The following is a 19,962-nucleotide window of genomic DNA, read 5'->3' as shown; positions in this document are numbered from 1 at the left end:
ATAGCCTGCGAGTTGATCCCTGGGTATTGCTTCTGAAAATCGGACAGGTCCGTCGTCTGGGAAGGTGACGTGGCCAGCGTGCCATCCTCAGAGAAATAATAGACTTCGATTTTGTCGCCGTGGGAATAGAGGGCTATGGCGTTGCCTTGATCGCCATCGCCCGCATCAGCGTCCGCATCCGCATCGGCATCGGCGTCCGCATCTGCATCGGCATCAGCGTCGGCATCGGCATCGGCATCCGCGTCAGCATCGGCATCCGCATCCGCATCCGCATCTGCATCCGCGTCGGCGTCAGCATCAGCATCAGCGTCTGCATCGGCATCCGCATCTGCATCGGCGTCTGCATCAGCGTCGGCGTCTGCATCTGTATCGGCGTCTGCATCTGCATCTGCATCGGCGTCCGCATCTGCATCAGCGTCTGCATCCGCATCAGCGTCTGCATCCGCATCAGCGTCTGCATCCGCATCTGCATCAGCATCCGCATCTGCATCAGCGTCTGCATCGGCATCCGCGTCTGCATCGGCATCCGCGTCGGCGTCGGCATCTGCATCAGCGTCTGCATCGGCATCCGCATCTGCATCCGCGTCGGCGTCCGCATCAGCGTCGGCATCGGCGTCGGCATCCGCATCTGCATCAGCATCCGCATCAGCGTCTGCATCGGCATCCGCGTCGGCATCAGCGTCCGCATCAGCGTCGGCGTCGGCGTCGGCATCGGCGTCTGCATCGGCATCCGCATCGGCGTCGGCGTCCGCATCTGCATCAGCATCAGCGTCCGCGTCAGCATCGGCATCTGCATCCGCATCTGCATCGGCATCCGCGTCGGCATCAGCGTCGGCGTCCGCGTCAGCATCAGCGTCTGCATCGGCATCCGCATCTGCATCCGCGTCGGCATCAGCGTCGGCGTCTGCATCGGCGTCCGCATCAGCGTCGGCATCTGCATCAGCGTCGGCGTCTGCATCGGCATCTGCATCCGCGTCGGCGTCCGCATCGGCATCGGCGTCAGCATCAGCATCAGCATCCGCGTCAGCATCGGCATCCGCATCCGCATCCGCATCCGCGTCGGCGTCCGCATCAGCGTCGGCATCAGCATCGGCATCGGCGTCTGCGTCTGCGTCTGCATCGGCATCGGCATCTGCATCCGCGTCGGCGTCCGCATCAGCGTCGGCATCAGCATCGGCATCGGCATCTGCATCCGCGTCGGCGTCTGCGTCTGCATCGGCATCAGCGTCTGCATCGGCGTCGGCGTCGGCATCGGCATCGGCATCGGCGTCAGCATCAGCATCGGCGTCCGCGTCAGCATCGGCATCGGCATCCGCATCCGCGTCGGCATCAGCGTCGGCGTCCGCGTCAGCATCAGCGTCTGCATCGGCATCCGCATCGGCATCCGCATCTGCATCAGCGTCGGCGTCTGCATCGGCATCCGCATCTGCATCCGCGTCGGCATCCGCATCTGCATTGGCATCGGCATCGGCATCCGCATCCGCATCCGCGTCGGCGTCCGCATCAGCGTCGGCATCAGCATCGGCATCGGCGTCTGCGTCTGCGTCTGCATCGGCATCGGCATCTGCATCCGCGTCGGCGTCCGCATCAGCGTCGGCATCAGCATCGGCATCGGCATCTGCATCCGCGTCGGCGTCTGCGTCTGCATCGGCATCAGCGTCTGCATCGGCGTCGGCGTCGGCATCGGCATCGGCATCGGCGTCAGCATCAGCATCGGCGTCCGCGTCAGCATCGGCATCGGCATCCGCATCCGCGTCGGCATCAGCGTCGGCGTCCGCGTCAGCATCAGCGTCTGCATCGGCATCCGCATCGGCATCCGCATCGGCATCCGCATCTGCATCAGCGTCGGCGTCTGCATCGGCATCCGCATCTGCATCCGCGTCGGCGTCCGCATCAGCGTCGGCATCAGCATCGGCGTCTGCGTCTGCATCGGCATCAGCGTCTGCATCGGCGTCTGCATCAGCGTCTGCATCGGCGTCGGCGTCGGCATCGGCATCTGCATCTGCATCGGCATCGGCATCCGCATCAGCATCAGCATCGGCGTCCGCGTCAGCATCGGCATCTGCATCCGCATCTGCATCGGCATCCGCGTCGGCGTCCGCGTCAGCATCAGCGTCTGCATCCGCGTCGGCATCAGCGTCGGCGTCTGCATCGGCGTCCGCATCCGCGTCGGCATCAGCATCGGCATCTGCATCCGCGTCGGCGTCTGCATCGGCGTCTGCATCGGCGTCGGCGTCGGCGTCGGCGTCGGCATCGGCATCGGCATCGGCGTCAGCATCAGCATCAGCATCCGCGTCAGCATCGGCGTCTGCATCCGCATCTGCATCGGCGTCTGCATCGGCGTCTGCATCCGCATCTGCATCGGCGTCTGCATCGGCGTCGGCGTCTGCATCGGCGTCGCCATCCGCATCAGCATCCGCGTCCGCATCAGCGTCTGCATCAGCATGATACCCATGGTTATGGGAAGTACCGGCTGCGAGTGCCAGCAACACAGCACCACCCGCTACCACTGCGGCCAACTCACCGTCGTTACTCCCGGCCGCCGCTACTTCCACGTCATGCACGCCGCCGGAAAATACCGGCTGCAATTCCCCCTCATGCGTGCTCGAAAACGATACTTCTACGTACCAGTCCTTAACCACGAATCCTGATTGGGTGTCATTGCTCAATAGTAGGAGCGTCGGTTCCCCGTCTGCATCGACGCGAAAATAATCAATAAGCCGGATAACTTCCCCATTACTCAATCTGAGATACAAGTCGGCGCCCCGGCGTTCATACGCGACCACCGACTCGACAGGCACATTCAACGCTACACGCGACACGGACCCCACATTGAGTGACGGAGCTGCGCCCTTAAGTGCCCGTGTCACAGCAGTACCGGACCCGGTTTCAGTAATTTTAGCATGAAATTGCATGCCTATTCCTTTTGAAAAATGATTTTTTTACTTCCGGTAAAGGCGCCAATTCACCCTCACAGCGATTCTCCCAGCCCCCTCTCCAAATCGGAGGGACTCGGGCCATCCACTTCGGCTGACAGCTAATTAGCAACATTAGAGAGGTTGACCGTTGCCGCCTGTGCCGCAACGTTGTTCTCTCATCCCTAGATTTAGCTAGATCTTTGTTTTTATTTGCTCATTTGACGAAACGGTAGACCGGGCCTTCGCATAGTAGCCACTGCAGTCCCGAAAAAGCTCGCGGCCTAACCAGTCGTGAGGAGAACTAACTACCTGCTGGCGTTTCTCAGCAAAAGACGTCCTGAATCCGCGCAATTTCAAAAAACTTACCCACACGTGTTCAGTCAACTGTGTATGTATGTATGTGTGTGTGTTTCGCGTTGTTCCGCTTGCCACTCAAAGGCGGCGGGTCTCTTTCGGCTCACGCCGTCCTCCTGACACAGTTGGTGCTTCGGGCGCCAACGGAAGGGACCGTTTGTAAATCAACTGAGCACGACCTCGGGCGAACTGTGCAAAATATGGAAATCGCTAAATACTCCATGCAGAATTGTATACCGCTTTAAATTCAATGTAATACAAAGCAACTAAATGAAATTTATTACATCTTCGCGACGCTATTTCGTATAAATTAGAAATTTTTGGATAATTTTATGAAAACTCCTTGACATACCCAGACGATAATTTAGTAAGGTGACTAAAATTACTTCACGCGGGTGTAGCTCAGCTGGTTAGAGTGCCGGCCTGTCACGCCGGAGGTCGCGGGTTCGAGCCCCGTCACTCGCGCCAATACTTATCATGTAAGCGCTCGCACAAATACGTCCTGCGCCGTCTTCTCTTTCGAAAGTGGAGCGCCGGCGCTCCCACCAATTCGCTGTCTGCTTCATCAGACCCCGCCGGAGCAAAGTCGGTCGGTCCATGCCTCGGCGCCCGTAGGGGCACGGCAAGGGAACCCGCCACAGTCGTCGCATCATTCGCCATCACATAGAACCGCGTAGAGCTTGGCGGCAACGCCGGCGAGCGATTGCGCCGGTGCGGCCCACAGCGCCTCCACCTGATGCTCATCCCGTTTTGCCACAGGCGCCCTGAACGCCGGCCGCGCCATGAAAGCCGCGGGGGTATCGACGCCCGGCACAGCCCAGCATCTTCAACCCGAACACGTGCTACCAAATCCTGCCACAACCTCGGCGAAACAGACCCAACGCCGTACCATGTCTCCACATCCCTGACCAACTAACCACATCGCTCATAAGGCGGGTTAGGCCGCGCAAGTCCTATCAAGTGATAGCAATTTCTTATCTGCCCCGGACTCAAGGTAATTAAGGTAGGCGACAAATCCGGAGAGGTAGTGCTCAACGTCATCAATGCGGACTCGGAAGGCATGATGACGGATGAAATAACTGCCGGCGATCTTTCCAGGATTTTCAAAGAACATTGCGAGCTCCGGCCAAAAATGACCGTTCAGCAAGTAGTGCGCGCGGACGTGCAGGGCGCGGTAAAATTTTTCCATATCTATGTCATCGATCAAATGCCGATGCTCAGATTCCGCGTCCAATCGCGCGATCATTTTTTGGGCTGCCATCATCAACTCGAGCAGCGTCGGGAAAGTCGTGATCCGTTCAATTATGAAATCAAGATGATCGACAAAATTTTGAATCCCAAATTGATAATACGCCTCATCGGGCCTGTAGCGCGTAAGCTCATTAACGCAGTATGCAAGCCAGTGGTCGTGAGCCTTCCAGTGCTTTGCTTGAATAAAATATGCGAACGCATTTTCAACGGCTGCAATCCATCTTGGATCTTCCGTCAAGCCATAAAGACGCATTAGCCCAAAGGCTGCCTCACCATCATAATAGATGATGCGGAATTCCTCCTTTACAGCAAGCGAAGGATACACGAGGACATGGCTAAACTTACCGGTATTTTTATCTTGCATATGCAAGATACCTTCGGCCAGCCTTTCGAGAATTGAGAGGTATTTATCTGTCCCAGTTAGTTCGCTGTATTTAACCATAGCAAGAAGGCATACTGCATTACCTCCAAGTTTAATCTCAGAGTTCTGATCTACAAGGAATGACAACAACTTGTTTTCATATCTTACCGTCGAAATAAGCGATTTAACTAAATAATCGAGCGCTCGATCGATAGCTGATTTAAGTTGCGCTTCACGCGTCACCTCCCATGCCTCAAGCATAGAATAAACTGTGGAAGCATGACGAAGACTATTATAAGAACCGATTGGGCGATCAAAACATGGATGCCAACCATAATGAAACTTGCCGCCCTCCCCTACCTGGGAAGCAAGATAGTTGCTTCCGTTCCTGATCAGATCCCTGGCATGCTCAGTGGTCAATTCGCGAATATCACGCCGCCCAGCATCACGCCCTGCGCCATGCAGCAAATGTACCTCTGTGGCACCCGTTTCAGCGAAAGCTCCCCTCGCTGAAAATACGTATACTTGCCCGCCATTAGGAAAATCTAGCGCTGTCACGTTATGCCGCAATGCCGCATAGCGCCGGAAATTGTTAACGTTCAAAACTGCATGACCAATGTTACCGCCGCCATAGAGCATGGCATTGCCGTTCAATTCTGTTTCTAGAAATGCGTGTTCAAAAGCTTGATCGAGCGAGAGGCCATGGCGAAAGTAGTTGCGTTTAGTGTCCTGCAGATGCTCCTGCAGCTTGCCCCAGGTCGTTTGTTCACAGCTCTCGACCCAATCCACACGCAGCCATCTCGGCTTCAGTTTTTTTGCCTCCGCAATGCGGGTTATGCGTTGTATGCCCTGTCTCCACGTGCGAGCAAAGTCTGCACCCGTCACAGTTGCAGTCTCTGCCCTCTTTTTACCGTCACTGATTGAGAAAAAGAGAACGAATTGGGGATAAGGGCCGGGAAGCGCGGTGGCGTGTTGTTCGACCTGCGGTCTAAGGCGCATAAGGAGATAGGAAAGCGTCATGGGTCCCCCCTAAAGCAAGATCAAATGAATGGCATTCAATCCCGGTTTGCAGTTGTTCGAACTTCAATACGAGTCTAACAACAGGTAACGGTCCATTGCCTTATGAGCAAAATTAGCAAAATGCAGGCTACGATCTTCCGCAACGCCGTTCAGTTGGCAGTTTGATTTCGGACGGTGCACTTTATCGGCGCGTAGATGGCAATCGACCTCCCAGTCGTCGACGTTTGACCAGGCCGATCGATACCACCTCTTCTAGAGCGTTTCATTTTTAAATAGAAACACTGGCGGGACAGCGCCCCCCTCTGTCCTCCTGAGCTTGTCGAAGGGCGGACAGAGGGGGCGCGCCTCGTGATTCCATGAAAACAGGAGCCGCTCTAGAATCAGCCGCCAACGCTTTTTGATCAACCAACCAAGTCTGTGCTGCTTAACGCTCGCTGAGCGCCTCTTGGCCACGCAACAGCGGCTTTAGCAGGTATGTCAACACCGTCTTAGTTCCAGTCTCGATAAAAACCTGAGCCATCATGCCCGGTTTAATGGGCAGTGGGCCATCAGGTCCTTGAAGCTCTGCCCCTTCCGTGCGGATCCGGACCATATAATAAGGTTCGGCATCGCGCTGCTTTTCGTCGACAATAGTGTCTGCACTTATGAACACGAGCTTGCCGTGAAGACTTCCATAGATCGCACTGTCATAGGCCGTGATTTTGACCGTCGCAGGTAAGTCTGGATATAAAAACGCCACATCCCTCGGCTTGATGCGCGCCTCCACATAAAGCGCATCATCAAGTGGCACGATCTCCATAATGGTTTCGCCTGGCTGTATTACCCCGCCCTGCGTGGTCACCTCGAGCTTCTTCACGATGCCACGCACGGGTGATTTGAGTTCGGTACGTGCCAAAGCCGCGCTTTTGTCTTTCAGCTGCTGCTCAAGGCTTGAAAGCTCTGCGCTTTTCTTTGCGATCTCTTCGTTCACTTCCTGGAAATATTTGTTGCGTGTCTCCGTCAATTGGCCACGCAAATCGGCCAAATTGCGCTGCAGTTTGATTTCGTCAGCGGTCGATACCGCTCCCTTCGCCACGAGCGGCTGCGCCAATTTCAACTCGCGCTGCGCTAGGGCGAGACGCTCTTCCAGCGAGGCGGTCATCTCGTTGAGAGCACGCCTGCGCGCTGCAAACAATTTCATTTCAACATCAATGACGTCCTGATGTTCTGCTACGTCCTTGGGTAATTGAAACTCGTCCAGATTTGCCTGCTCGGCCGATAGCCGGCTCAAGGCCGTCCGTAAGGCGATCATCTGACCGTCCATATCCTGATAGGCGGAGCGGGAACGCGTATCCTCGAGCGTCGCCAGGACTTGGCCGACCTCCACCTCCTGCCCTTCTTGAACGTCAAGCCTCTGCAGAATGCCGCCATCCAAGCTTTGGATGACCTGGATTCGGCTTGAGGGTGTCACCTGCCCAGATCCGCGCGTCGTTTCTTCCAGTGGCGCATTTGCGGCCCAAATAGCAAACACGGTAATTGTCATGGCGATCAGCCATAGAACAGGCCTGCCAAACAGTTGTTTTTCAGAAGTGTCAAACCCTGCTTTGTGAGCACCAGACACGCTCCAGCGGGTAGTTTCTTGATATGCCATGCCGCCCTCCTAGGCTCGCCGCGTCGTGTCGCTTTTGGGTGATAAAGCTGCAAGTATGCCTTCAACGGGCCCAACCGCGGCGGGGCATCCATTTTTCATCACCACAGCATGGTCCACCAGCGACAGGACTGGCTGGCGATGCGTCGCGATAACCGAAGTACGGCCCGGCAACCACGCCCGCAGATTTTCGATAATTCGCATCTCCAGCACGTGATCCATGGACGCTGTCGGTTCATCCAGCAGCACGACTCTTGGATCGCGCAGCCAAAGCCGCGCAAGTCCCATAGACTGGCGTTGACCACCGGACATTCCGGCGCCCCCTTCCCCGAGCTTGCGATCGAGCCCGAGCGGGTGATCACGAACAAGGCTTTCCGCGCCGGCGAACTTCAATGCCTCGAGGAGTTCCTCGTCCTCTCGACCTTCCAGTCCAATCATCAAATTATCACGAACCGTTCCATAAAATAGTTTTACATCTTGAGGTAGGTACGCAATTGCTTTGCGCAGGTCCCTGGGATCGATCTGGCGCATCTCTGTTCCGTCCAACAGAATGCGTCCTTCCGACGGCTGGTAAAGGCCGGCAAGCAATTTCAGGAGCGTTGACTTGCTTGAACCGTTGGCCCCCAGCAGGGCTGTTGCCGATCCGGCCGCGAACGACAAAGATGGTATCTGCGCGATGGGGCCGCCCGCCTCGTCGTAGCGAAACGAAAGCTCTTCAATGCCATACTCACCCTTCAGCCGGGGGCGATGAACGAAGCGCCGCCCCGCCGGACGATCGATGGGGGACCGCATGATTGCATCCAGACCCTTCAGGGCAGCGCGCATCTGCTGCCAACGCGAAAAAATCCCTGAAAGTTGCGTGAGAGGACCGAGCGCGCGGCGGCTCAATATACCGGTAGCCAACATTGCCCCCGTCGTCATATTGCCAGCAGCAATCTGATATACCCCGACCACGATGATCATCACATAAGTGCCCTGCTGCACGGCCATGGCCAAGTATCTAAGCATAGAAGAAAGCCGGTGCATTTGCATACTGTTGCGCGAGACATATACCGTATATTCTTCCAGAAGTTGCTGGAATCGGCCTTCTCCCTGCAATGCTTTGACTGTCTCGGCTGACGAAAGTGCTTCGATTAAAACACCGTTCCGCACGGCCCCTTGGCGCAGCTGCTGCCGCGACATTCTGGATAGCGGCCACTGCGCTACAAGTCCCGGCAGCACGATCAGGGGGATTGCAGCAACCAGCACCCAAACGACCGGTCCTCCGATCAACCAGATGATGGTTAAAAACAAAAAGACAAACGGCAAATCGCTCAACGTCCCGACCGTCGTCGACGTGAAGAATTCACGAACCGCGTCAAGCTCTCGAACTTGACTTGAGAATGCACCCACTGTCGTTGGTTGTGATTGAAGGCGCATGCCCAGGACCTGCTCGAAAATACGGGAGGAAAGCCTGCGATCCATTCGCTTTCCGACGGTATTCATCAAGTTCGCGCGTACCATACGTACGACCGCTTCGATCGCGATTGCCATCATAACCCCGATGGCCAACACCCATAGCGTCGCAAAGGCGAGGTTCGGCACCACGCGGTCATATACCTGCATGGCAAACAAGGATACGAACACGGCAAGAATATTGGCCAGAGCCGCTGCGAAGCCCACCTCCACAAAATCCCATTTGGATCCAGCGATCTCGCTCCAGAACCAGTGCGATGCGGGATCCGCTGCGTATGTGCCTGCGCGGTCGTCTGATCGTGCCAACGGCGCAGCAAATATCACCACGCCAGTATGCTGTGCTTCAAGAGAAGACAGCGGCACCAGTTCCTCATCGTTGGTATGCTCGGGGTGGATGATCTGGCACTGCTGCCCTTCGCGGTCGATGAGGGCAACCGCCGTGCCATCCGACAAAATGGCGAGCGCCGGCAGATGCTGCGGCTTGATTGCCGATAACTTGCCTCGCCGCACATACACGCGCAGATCCGCGCGTGCCGCCGCGCGCGGAAAAAGCTCAAGGGTCAACCGTCCGTCTTCGAGTGGCAGCCCCGCCGTCAGCTCGCTCCTCGTGGCTGGGCGATTATAAAGAACACACAGAAGCAAAAGCGCCTCTAGAAGATCCGCCACAGGCACATCCGCCGGCGGCTCGTTCGAAACCTTGCTCTCAGTGCCGGCGGTCTGGGGTGCGACCTTCTCAGCGGCCGCCGCCCCAGGCCGCCGGCGGTCCACCGCGTCAGCCCGGGAGGGTTTTCTAAACCAGTTCGTGTTCATCGCATTCACCTATGACCTGTCTTCTTCGGCAATTTGCACGTGTTGCAGGCGCGATCGGCTTTCGGCCGCGAAAGCCCTTTTTGGCTTCCAGACCTCGCTGCGCCATCATTCGACAGCGCAGTTCCCGCATCCGAAACCGGAGTGATCGCCAGGAGATCTCCCAGCAACCCCAAAGCGCCTGCCGCGTTGTATTGCAGATCGTAAAGATCGAACCGCGCATTGATTAAGCCGCTCTCGATCTCCGTGACATCCGACTGTACGGTCACCAGATCCGACAGCGTCCGATTGCTTGCTTTGAACTGATCCTCATAGAGGTCGCGCAAATGCAGAGCCTTTGTCCGCTGCTGCTTGAGGAGCGTTTGACGGGCGCGCAGCGTCGGCTCCTGATCGAGAAAAGCCTGCACCTGGCGTAAAACGTCGCGGCGGGAGGTTTCGGCGTTCCATCTTTCCTGATCGGCAAGAAGGCGGGCGGCTTCCACGCGTTTGAAATTGCTCAATCCGGTGAATGTGGGACCGGTCAGGCGAAGGCCAATGCCGTTTTTCAGATCGTCATCACTTGAATCGTTCCCGCGCACATATGCTTCGGCGCTCAGGGTTGGAAACAACTGTGCCTTTTCCGCCGCGGCAGTGGCATCGGCCGTTTTTGCACGTGCCAACGCCGCCTTCACCGTCGGCGATTGATCGGTGCGATCTGTCAGGCTTGCCGCTCCTGCGACCTTGCTGCCGGACAAACGCAGAGCTGTTTTCAGCGTTGCCGAAAGTTCAGGTACGGCGGCAAGCTTTCCGGGTTCGCGCCCGACGCGCGATGCAAAGACGCTGCGCGCATCGCGAACCTTGCCGCGTGCCTCCTCAAGCGCCGATTGCGCACGATCGACATGCAACTCCGCAAGTCCGGCCTCGGTGGCATCGCCATAGCCGCCCGCCGTTCGTTGGCCAGCCAACCCGGCGATGCGCCGGTAGGCCTTGAGTTCGTCAGCCGCCACTTGCTCCAATGCCGTCGCGCGCGCCACGGCGATGTAAGCGCTTGCCGCGTTCAGCATCACCTGCTCGCGCTGTGCCGAGAACTCCACGAAAGCCGCCGATCGCCCTGATTGTGCCCCGGAGACTTGCGCCGATGTCCGCCCCCAGTCATAGAGCGGCTGCGAGAGCGTCAGCCCATAATCATGCGTTCCGCTACCGACGCCGGCCTCGCTCTGCAGCGACGGATAATAACCGGACCGTGCCACTTCCACATCGGCGTCAGCCGCAGCCACCGCTGTCCGCGCGCCGCGCACTTCCGTGCTGTAGTCGAGCGCCGCCGTGACCGCATCGCGCAGACCTCCCATCGCCCCCGCGGCAGGGCGGACCGCCGGCAAGGCAGGAGAAGAGCCGGCTTTGCCGGACTGCCCGAGTTGCCCGGACTGCCCGAACTGCTTGCCATGAGAAGATTTTTGCGTGTTCCCAAGAGAGGGTTGCGACACATCGCCGTCCGCGAGAGGTGGAACAGGCGCCGGTTCGCTCAAAACACTTTCCGCCGATACACAACCCTGGAGCATCCCCAGAGCAAGAATTGCGAGCGTTATCTCGCGATGTCGTGGCCTTGGCCCCAACATCTTCATGATTGCAGCGATCACGCTGACACCCCCCTGAAATGCTTAGTTACATCGGTGTTGCCGTTGCCCTGTCGACCGGAACGCCTGAGCCACGCCTCTGGCTGAAAATGCCGGTTTGGATGGTTCGCGCCGTCTTGCGAAAAGAGCTGAAACATACTGTCTCTATTCATGCTTGATCGCCGGGTGTTGAATCCCCCGGCTGTCAACGATCTAAAAAGTTTCTGGTGTTTTGATCCCTCTCCCGCTGCCTGAAGCAGCGGGAGAGGGACCCGGACGGGGAAGGGAGTGGATCGATCCCCGTCTATTCCGGTCTGGTCCATATCAGCCCAGATCAGACATCCACGTGGGCGTCATCCTCGACCCAGAGATGGGTGCCATCCGAGGATTCGTAGATGTGATAGGCCACATCCTGCTCGGTGGTTGTCTGGCCCGTATCCGTGAAGCCCTTGGCCTCCACCTTGTCATCGGCATCGGCCATGACCTTGAAGACATCCTGATGGCCGTCTTCCAGAAGTCCCTTCACATCCTCCGCGTTGAGCGTCAGCGTGTTGGAGCCGTTGCCGGTGATATCGACGGTCCCGGTATCCCTGATATTGGTGCCATCGATCCTGGTGAGATCCAGATAGATCCCTTCGCCGGAGAGCGAGAGCGGCTCGGCCTCGACATGACCGGACCACACCATGCTATGGGAACTGTCGGTGCCACCATGTTTGGGAAGGCTATGCGAGATATCCGAACTCGTAGCGTCATGATCGGATGTCTCGATGGCAGACTGCATCATCGGGGACGGATCGGCATTGGCAGCAGGAGAGGCAGCCGCAGCGGAGCCATCCTTAGCGCCGACATGACCGAATAGGTTGTTGGCGCCCCCTATCCAACCCGTGTCTGATAGGTCATAGCCACCTTCAATCGGTGTAGTGGAGAATGTACCATTGCCGTTCCCAAGGAAAATCAACGAGTTTTCGCGACTAGAGCCGTCATCGTTCAAATTCACCCAGTCGAGAATGCCGTCATCATTTGTGTCCTGTAAGAAAGTAGAGCGACCGACATTACCTACGCCTGCGCCACCCGTCCAATAATTGAACGAGCTCATATCTGTTGTAATGATTTGAGTGGTATCAAAAGTTCCATCGGCCTTGCCGGCCAAGACAAGTATCGCGGCGTTTGCGTTATTGCCATACACAAAATCGGCGATACCATCACCTGTGACATCCTGCACGAAGGCTTGAGTAGTGTTATCATTTGGCTCGTCCCATACGTACGCATTTGCAAGAGCACCCACGCTGGTCTGAACCGGTTGGGTTGATATATTTCCATCATCCCCGAAGAAATAAACATCCAAGGTTTCGTTAGAGATATTGGCATTTACCCAAGCCATTCCGCCAGAGGAGCCCTCGCCGACCTGTGCCAGGAATGTTGAATCAGCCCCGGCCCAATCACTGTCGGCGAAATCAGAAGAAGGGGTCTGAACATAATCTGTCGAGAACGTTCCGTCTCCTTGTCCGACGAAAACGGTGAGACCGCTTCCAGTAGAGCCATCTTCGCTATGCACCCAATCAAGGACGCCATCGCCAGTGACGTCTTCCAGAAACGTATTGCTATGTATGTTTCTCCCTGTCCAATCAATAGAACTGTCTAGCTGGCTCATATCGGTCACTTTGACATTCTGCATATCAAATGTCCCGTCGGCATTCCCCATAAAGGTCAATATAGCGTCATTCGCATTATGACCTTGAACAAGATCTCCAATACCATCGCCGTTTACGTCCTGCAGCTTTACTGATGTGGTAGAGCCGTTACTAAGATCAGACCAACTGTAGCTACTGCTATCAAAATATTCATCAACATTCGTTGTGACGGGCGTAGCATTGAAGGTTCCATTATCCTGAAGAAAATAAACCTGTATCTCATCAGTAGTGAGATAGACTGTAGCTAGATCGCCATCGTCGTCAGCATCGGCGTCAGCATCCGCATCAGCATCCGCGTCAGCGTCAGCGTCAGCATCAGCGTCTGCATCTGCGTCGGCATCCGCATCAGCATCAGCATCGGCATCCGCATCAGCATCAGCATCAGCATCGGCATCGGCGTCAGCATCGGCATCGGCATCGGCATCGGCATCCGCATCGGCATCAGCGTCAGCGTCTGCGTCAGCGTCGGCATCAGCATCCGCATCAGCATCCGCATCGGCATCAGCGTCCGCATCGGCGTCGGCATCCGCATCAGCATCCGCATCAGCGTCTGCATCCGCATCGGCGTCGGCATCCGCGTCAGCGTCGGCATCTGCGTCAGCATCCGCATCCGCGTCGGCATCAGCATCTGCGTCGGCATCAGCATCTGCGTCAGCGTCGGCATCCGCATCAGCGTCGGCGTCAGCATCCGCATCCGCATCGGCATCTGCATCTGCATCTGCATCTGCATCCGCATCAGCATCAGCGTCCGCATCTGCATCGGCGTCCGCATCAGCGTCGGCATCAGCATCGGCGTCCGCATCAGCGTCGGCATCAGCATCAGCATCAGCATCGGCATCCGCGTCAGCATCGGCATCGGCATCCGCATCTGCGTCAGCATCAGCATCAGCATCAGCGTCCGCATCGGCGTCGGCATCCGCATCAGCATCAGCATCCGCGTCAGCGTCCGCATCCGCGTCAGCATCGGCATCCGCATCAGCATCAGCATCAGCATCAGCATCAGCATCCGCGTCTGCATCAGCGTCTGCATCAGCGTCGGCATCCGCATCAGCGTCGGCGTCTGCATCAGCGTCTGCATCCGCGTCGGCATCAGCATCTGCGTCCGCATCCGCGTCTGCGTCTGCGTCTGCATCAGCGTCAGCATCCGCGTCGGCGTCAGCATCCGCGTCGGCATCAGCGTCAGCATCCGCATCGGCATCAGCGTCTGCATCCGCGTCAGCATCCGCATCAGCATCCGCATCTGCGTCAGCGTCCGCGTCGGCGTCAGCATCCGCGTCGGCGTCAGCATCAGCGTCCGCATCGGCATCAGCATCCGCGTCTGCGTCTGCGTCCGCATCGGCATCTGCGTCCGCATCGGCATCCGCGTCAGCGTCTGCGTCAGCATCCGCGTCCGCATCCGCATCAGCGTCGGCATCCGCATCAGCGTCTGCATCAGCGTCAGCATCTGCGTCAGCATCAGCATCCGCATCGGCGTCAGCATCTGCATCTGCGTCAGCATCAGCATCCGCATCGGCGTCGGCATCCGCATCGGCATCAGCATCAGCATCGGCGTCAGCATCCGCGTCGGCATCAGCATCAGCATCTGCGTCAGCATCCGCGTCGGCATCAGCATCAGCATCAGCGTCCGCATCAGCATCAGCGTCCGCGTCGGCATCCGCATCGGCGTCAGCATCTGCATCTGCATCAGCGTCTGCATCTGCATCTGCATCTGCATCTGCATCAGCGTCCGCATCAGCATCAGCGTCCGCATCGGCATCGGCATCCGCGTCCGCATCGGCGTCGGCATCCGCATCAGCATCAGCATCCGCGTCAGCGTCCGCATCCGCGTCAGCATCGGCATCCGCATCAGCATCAGCATCCGCATCTGCGTCAGCATCGGCGTCGGCATCCGCGTCAGCGTCGGCATCTGCGTCAGCATCCGCATCCGCATCCGCGTCGGCATCAGCATCTGCGTCGGCATCTGCGTCGGCATCAGCATCTGCGTCAGCGTCGGCATCCGCATCGGCATCAGCGTCCGCATCGGCATCCGCATCGGCATCAGCATCAGCATCCGCATCCGCGTCAGCATCCGCATCAGCGTCGGCATCCGCATCCGCATCCGCATCTGCGTCCGCGTCGGCATCCGCATCAGCATCAGCATCCGCGTCAGCGTCCGCATCCGCGTCAGCGTCTGCATCAGCGTCGGCGTCAGCATCCGCATCCGCATCGGCATCTGCATCTGCATCTGCATCTGCATCCGCATCAGCATCAGCGTCCGCATCTGCATCGGCGTCCGCATCAGCGTCGGCATCAGCATCAGCGTCAGCATCCGCGTCAGCATCAGCATCAGCATCAGCATCGGCATCCGCGTCAGCATCGGCATCGGCATCCGCATCTGCGTCAGCATCAGCATCAGCATCAGCGTCTGCATCGGCATCCGCGTCGGCATCTGCATCAGCGTCGGCATCCGCATCAGCGTCGGCGTCTGCATCAGCGTCAGCATCCGCGTCGGCATCAGCATCCGCATCAGCATCTGCATCGGCGTCCGCATCAGCATCGGCGTCAGCATCCGCATCGGCGTCCGCATCAGCATCGGCGTCAGCATCAGCGTCCGCGTCGGCATCCGCATCAGCATCGGCATCGGCGTCCGCATCAGCATCGGCGTCAGCATCCGCGTCGGCATCCGCGTCGGCATCCGCATCAGCATCGGCATCCGCGTCAGCATCGGCATCCGCGTCAGCATCCGCGTCCGCATCGGCATCCGCGTCAGCATCCGCGTCGGCATCCGCATCGGCGTCAGCGTCCGCATCTGCATCAGCATCCGCATCCGCGTCGGCATCAGCATCGGCATCAGCATCTGCGTCCGCATCCGCGTCTGCGTCTGCGTCTGCATCAGCGTCAGCATCCGCGTCGGCGTCAGCATCGGCATCCGCGTCGGCATCAGCGTCAGCATCCGCATCGGCATCCGCGTCAGCATCCGCATCGGCATCCGCATCCGCATCAGCATCAGCATCCGCGTCTGCATCGGCATCCGCATCAGCATCCGCGTCAGCATCCGCGTCAGCATCGGCATCCGCGTCAGCATCCGCATCCGCGTCGGCATCCGCATCGGCGTCAGCGTCCGCATCCGCATCTGCATCAGCATCCGCGTCGGCATCAGCATCTGCGTCTGCATCAGCGTCAGCATCCGCGTCGGCGTCAGCATCCGCGTCGGCATCAGCGTCAGCATCCGCATCGGCATCAGCGTCTGCATCCGCGTCAGCATCCGCATCAGCATCCGCATCTGCGTCAGCGTCCGCGTCGGCGTCAGCATCCGCGTCGGCGTCAGCATCAGCGTCCGCATCGGCATCAGCATCCGCGTCTGCGTCTGCGTCCGCATCCGCATCTGCATCTGCATCTGCATCTGCATCAGCGTCCGAGTCGGCGTCAGCGTCCGTGTCGTCATGATGATTGCTGGAGTTATGACCCGCGATCGCCGCAGCCGCAGCTCCGCCCGCCAGCAAAGCAGCCACCGCAAGGCCTCCGGCGGATCCAACCACAGCCGCTCCTGCTACATTGCACAGGCCTTCAGAGAAGGTCGGCACCAACATGCCTTCATGCTGGCCCGAAAACGATACCTCGACGTAGCAATCCGCGGCCTCTGCTCCCGCTTCGGCGTCGTTGCTCAACAGCAAAAGAGACGGTTCCCCGTCTGCATCAACTCGGAAATAATCAACAAGCCGTACGACCGTCCCATCACTCAATCTGAGATACAAGTCAGCGCCATGGCGCTCATAAGCCACCACGGACTCCACAGGCACATTCAACGCAACGCGCGACATGGACCCGACATTGAGTGACGGAGCCGCTCCCCCGAGTGCCCGCGTCACAGCAGTACTGGACCCGGTAGCAGTAATTTGAGCACGAACTTGCATGGTCAACCTTTCCGAATTTTTCGATCCTCGTCTCGCCGCGAAGGTGGACCTCCCACCCTCACGGCGATTCCGCCAAGCCCCCCTCTCCAAGTCGGAGTGGCCCGCAGTTATCGGCCATTCACTTCGGCTCACTGCTAATTAGCAACATTAGAGACTGGCTGTTGCCGCCTGGATTGTACGCTCGTTCCTCATCCCTAGATTTAGCTAGGGCTTTGTTTTTGTTGATTCATTGGAGAGGAGGCGGCGCCGGAAGCCGCATAACGCCCACTACGGCGCCTGGCAGGTCCAGCTATTTGCAGAGTGAAAAAGGAGAAAGATCACAGAAACCTGGCCGCATGGTTTGCGACCGCAGTGATTCGCGCGGGTCTGGCCGGCAACCTGAATCTCGGCTGTTGCCTTGCAAAATCAAGAACGCACGCCGCAACCGAAAAATGGGACAGTCTTAGCTGCCTTGACATAGCCGCCACGTTAGGCGCACCGAGAGCGCAGGACGTGCTGCAGGCTTAGCTGCGAGCAGACGCCTTTACGGCTGCATGCAAAATTGAACTCTTATTGAATAACTAAAATATGTATTCACCGATCAACCGGCACCACCGCCGCAGCCCAAGTAAATAAATAATACCATTATCAATTCACAATTTATTAATGAGTGGCATCAAGTATTTTTTATGTAATTTACTATTATCAAACGAAACCAAATTATACTTGCACATAATATTACAGAAGAGCACTCTATTTATAAACTTTACACATCCATCTTCCTTAGCAATTATCAAGAGAAGATATTTTATGTTCCTCGGAAGCTTTCCCGCATTAAACGACGAAATCGCTACGGCGATGGCGGAAGGACGAGTCGGCTTTTCGTGGCAGCATGTGCATTCATCTAGCAGGATTAGCGAGATCCTTTATTCAGAATGCTTCGGGCGAATCGTCGATTCCGACGGAACGATCGTAACTGCCGGCTCGTTCATTCCTTTTGTAGAAGCTCAAGGCCTGATATCTGCGCTTGACCGCTACGTCATCAATCTTGCCTTCGATTGGCTTTCCGAGCATCCAAAAGCAGTTTTGGGATGTAACCTTTCTGCGAAAAGCATTTCCGAAGCAGCAGATTGGTGCCTCCTTTATGATCTTCTATACCGGCACCGCTCATTAGCATCCCGTATGGTGTTGGAGGTAAGCGAAAAGCTGCCAATCTCCGTGGCATTGCAGGCCGCTGACCTTATCCAGTCAGTTAGATCGTTGGGCTACAAAATAGCTATAGACGATTTTGGAGCAGGATATTCGACTGCCCAATCACTGTTTTCCATTCCTGTGGACATCGTGAAGATCGATGCCTTTTTCGTTCAACAAGAACGTGCGTCATCCGAGCAGATTCTTGCTCACATGGTCGGCTTGGCGGCCTGCGCTGCCCCCATTGTGGTCGTGGAGGGAATTGAGACATACGAGCAGCTCGATGCAGCCAGATTAGCGGGAGCAACTCATGTGCAAGGCTATCTACTCTCCGAGCCCACTGAGGTCCCATTCATTGGCCAGGGAGTGAAGCTGCCTCGCCGCAGTAGGTTCAAAAGCGCTTTAACTTGGCCCGAGCCGACCTCATGAAAGTGCCGGATAGAAGTGCGGACCGTCGCGGCTTTCCGGCAGATTCTTAAATCGCGTATGGAAGCGGCAGCATAAAGCTTCATTGACCCAAGTTCTACGCTGATTCAGACGGGCGAGGAAACCTGCCCGTCCTTTGTATGCGTATTTCGCAAAAACACTCCGGTCGCTGTCGGCGATTTAGCGGACAGCGAATTTCTGAAACACGCACCTGGTGTTAAGGAAATTTGCCGGACAGAATACAGAACCGTTTCGCGCAACACTATGATTGCCCGCGGGCGGCGGCTTCTTCCAGTCTGGCGAGGTGCTCGCGGCAGATCGCATCGACCAGAGCTGCAGATGCTCCGTTCGCTCGATCAGCCAGGCGAGCGCATCTTCGGTGATCTCGAAATGCTTGGAATAGCGGGCCTTGACGTATGATTCATTGAGAATGTTGTACCAGGCGGTGTGGCGGTGCTGATCACGCGGCCAGACATCGACCAGCCCGCGGTCCCTGTCCTCGGCCAGCCCGCGCAGGAATTTCAGATTGTGGGAGGGTGGAGAATAATTCGTAACCGTGAGAAGCAATGCTGAATACAGCCGCTCAATAGCTTGGTGTAATGTGAATGCCGCATCTTTTGCCCATTCCGGATCGCCCTCCATCTTTTGGATATGAAAGCGCGCTGTCACCATCAGACGTGCACATGCTGGCAACGTTCTGGAATAGTGTTTGGTGGCTGCCTGATAGCGCTCCATTGGGCTTAGCCGTTTCGGCTCGGCCAGCGGCCGGTCGTCGAGCTCGTAAAGCACGATGCCCTCGCGCACGAGGTCGACGAAGAAATACTGCCCGTCGGCCAGGAAATTGTTGACCTCGCGCGCACCATGCACGATCAGCCCGACCGGCGTCGCGATCCCTTTGTCCCACATGAGCCGGTCGGTCACCTTGTCCCAATATTGCGGTTCGGCGAGCTTCTTCGAATTGACGATGACGAGGATATCGTAGTCGGAGCGATATCCCTTCATCGTGTGCGGCTCGTCGACAAAGGTGCCGCGACTATATGAACCGAAGAGCACAATCTTGAGGATCCGCCCGCGCTTCTTGAAGGACGCGGCGGCGCCGGCGAGCGCGTCGGCGAACTCCTCATGGATGATCTCGACGACGCGGGCCAGTTAGCGCTGCTTCTTCTCCGGCAAATGTTGAAGAGACGATTTCATGTCCAACGGATACGTCAAAGCCGCCGCTTCGTCCACTGGTAGAAATAGGAGTAACCGGCCCTCCACAGTAAGCTGGTGACCTGCCACTGCGAATTTCCTCCACGATGGATTAGAGTCCGGCCCATTAAAGGACGGACGAATGAAGAAGCAGAGATTCACCGAAGAGCAGATTATTGCGGTGCTGAAGGAGCAGGAGGCTGGCG

Annotated in this window: 9 protein-coding genes, 1 tRNA gene and 3 pseudogenes; 3 read left to right on the top strand and 10 right to left on the bottom strand. The window is 57.4% G+C overall.

Annotated elements, in window-relative coordinates; genetic code table 11:
• Positions 1 to 119: 119 nt before the first annotated feature.
• On the top strand, positions 120 to 2,651 hold the full coding sequence (locus C5748_RS23050; RefSeq protein WP_199194878.1) for a hypothetical protein: 2,532 nt from the start codon (positions 120 to 122) through the stop codon (positions 2,649 to 2,651).
• Between the two features lie 33 nt (positions 2,652 to 2,684).
• On the opposite strand, the pseudogene C5748_RS29565 reads toward C5748_RS23050, so the two are convergent.
• Positions 2,685 to 2,915 (bottom strand): annotated as a pseudogene (locus C5748_RS29565) (BapA prefix-like domain-containing protein); the annotation flags it as partial.
• A gap of 748 nt (positions 2,916 to 3,663) precedes the next feature.
• Here C5748_RS29565 and C5748_RS23045 point away from each other — a divergent pair.
• Positions 3,664 to 3,740: transfer RNA gene (locus tag C5748_RS23045), tRNA-Asp, on the top strand.
• A 181-nt stretch (positions 3,741 to 3,921) separates the two neighbouring features.
• Here C5748_RS23045 and C5748_RS28320 read toward each other — a convergent pair.
• The 8 genes and pseudogenes from C5748_RS28320 to C5748_RS29560 form a co-directional block, all read right to left on the bottom strand.
• Positions 3,922 to 4,086, bottom strand: coding sequence for a hypothetical protein (locus C5748_RS28320; protein ID WP_158259913.1), 165 nt, complete (start codon positions 4,084 to 4,086; stop codon positions 3,922 to 3,924).
• A gap of 123 nt (positions 4,087 to 4,209) precedes the next feature.
• The gene (locus tag C5748_RS23040; RefSeq protein ID WP_105744737.1) at positions 4,210 to 5,904 is read right to left on the bottom strand and encodes a glycoside hydrolase family protein; all 1,695 of its coding nucleotides are present in this window, start codon (positions 5,902 to 5,904) and stop codon (positions 4,210 to 4,212) included.
• Between the two features lie 424 nt (positions 5,905 to 6,328).
• On the bottom strand, positions 6,329 to 7,534 hold the full coding sequence (locus C5748_RS23035; RefSeq protein ID WP_105744735.1) for an HlyD family type I secretion periplasmic adaptor subunit: 1,206 nt from the start codon (positions 7,532 to 7,534) through the stop codon (positions 6,329 to 6,331).
• A gap of 9 nt (positions 7,535 to 7,543) precedes the next feature.
• The gene (locus C5748_RS23030) at positions 7,544 to 9,796 is read right to left on the bottom strand and encodes a type I secretion system permease/ATPase (protein WP_105744733.1); all 2,253 of its coding nucleotides are present in this window, start codon (positions 9,794 to 9,796) and stop codon (positions 7,544 to 7,546) included.
• Between the two features lie 5 nt (positions 9,797 to 9,801).
• Positions 9,802 to 11,256: a TolC family protein gene (locus tag C5748_RS23025; RefSeq protein WP_158259912.1), complete on the bottom strand. Its 1,455-nt coding sequence runs from the start codon at positions 11,254 to 11,256 to the stop codon at positions 9,802 to 9,804.
• A gap of 463 nt (positions 11,257 to 11,719) precedes the next feature.
• Entirely contained in the window at positions 11,720 to 13,060 is a 1,341-nt protein-coding gene (locus C5748_RS23020; protein WP_146119599.1) for a hypothetical protein, read from the bottom strand.
• A 260-nt stretch (positions 13,061 to 13,320) separates the two neighbouring features.
• The gene (locus C5748_RS28655; protein WP_199194877.1) at positions 13,321 to 16,500 is read right to left on the bottom strand and encodes a polyadenylate binding domain-containing protein; all 3,180 of its coding nucleotides are present in this window, start codon (positions 16,498 to 16,500) and stop codon (positions 13,321 to 13,323) included.
• A gap of 211 nt (positions 16,501 to 16,711) precedes the next feature.
• Positions 16,712 to 16,969: pseudogene (locus C5748_RS29560) on the bottom strand (BapA prefix-like domain-containing protein); the annotation flags it as partial.
• Between the two features lie 789 nt (positions 16,970 to 17,758).
• Here C5748_RS29560 and C5748_RS23000 point away from each other — a divergent pair.
• Positions 17,759 to 18,568, top strand: a complete 810-nt coding sequence (locus C5748_RS23000) for an EAL domain-containing protein (RefSeq protein WP_105744725.1) — start codon at positions 17,759 to 17,761, stop codon at positions 18,566 to 18,568.
• A gap of 259 nt (positions 18,569 to 18,827) precedes the next feature.
• On the opposite strand, the pseudogene C5748_RS22995 reads toward C5748_RS23000, so the two are convergent.
• Positions 18,828 to 19,714 (bottom strand): annotated as a pseudogene (locus C5748_RS22995) (nucleotidyltransferase and HEPN domain-containing protein).
• Positions 19,715 to 19,962: the final 248 nt, after the last annotated feature.

The sequence above is a fragment of the Phyllobacterium phragmitis genome, from assembly GCF_002980495.1.
GTDB classification, from domain to species: domain Bacteria; phylum Pseudomonadota; class Alphaproteobacteria; order Rhizobiales; family Rhizobiaceae; genus Paramesorhizobium; species Paramesorhizobium phragmitis.
This window is presented reverse-complemented; position numbering and strand designations above follow the sequence as displayed.

Bases quoted from the DNA above. Each gene is read 5' to 3' on its own strand.
- C5748_RS23040 (WP_105744737.1), bottom strand. From the start codon at position 5,904: ATGACGCTTTCCTATCTCCTTATGCGCCTTAGACCGCAGGTCGAACAA.
- C5748_RS23035 (WP_105744735.1), bottom strand. From the start codon at position 7,534: ATGGCATATCAAGAAACTACCCGCTGGAGCGTGTCTGGTGCTCACAAA.
- C5748_RS23030 (WP_105744733.1), bottom strand. From the start codon at position 9,796: ATGAACACGAACTGGTTTAGAAAACCCTCCCGGGCTGACGCGGTGGAC.
- C5748_RS23020 (WP_146119599.1), bottom strand. From the start codon at position 13,060: ATGCAGAATGTCAAAGTGACCGATATGAGCCAGCTAGACAGTTCTATT.
- C5748_RS28655 (WP_199194877.1), bottom strand. From the start codon at position 16,500: ATGACGACACGGACGCTGACGCCGACTCGGACGCTGATGCAGATGCAG.
- C5748_RS23000 (WP_105744725.1), top strand. From the start codon at position 17,759: ATGTTCCTCGGAAGCTTTCCCGCATTAAACGACGAAATCGCTACGGCG.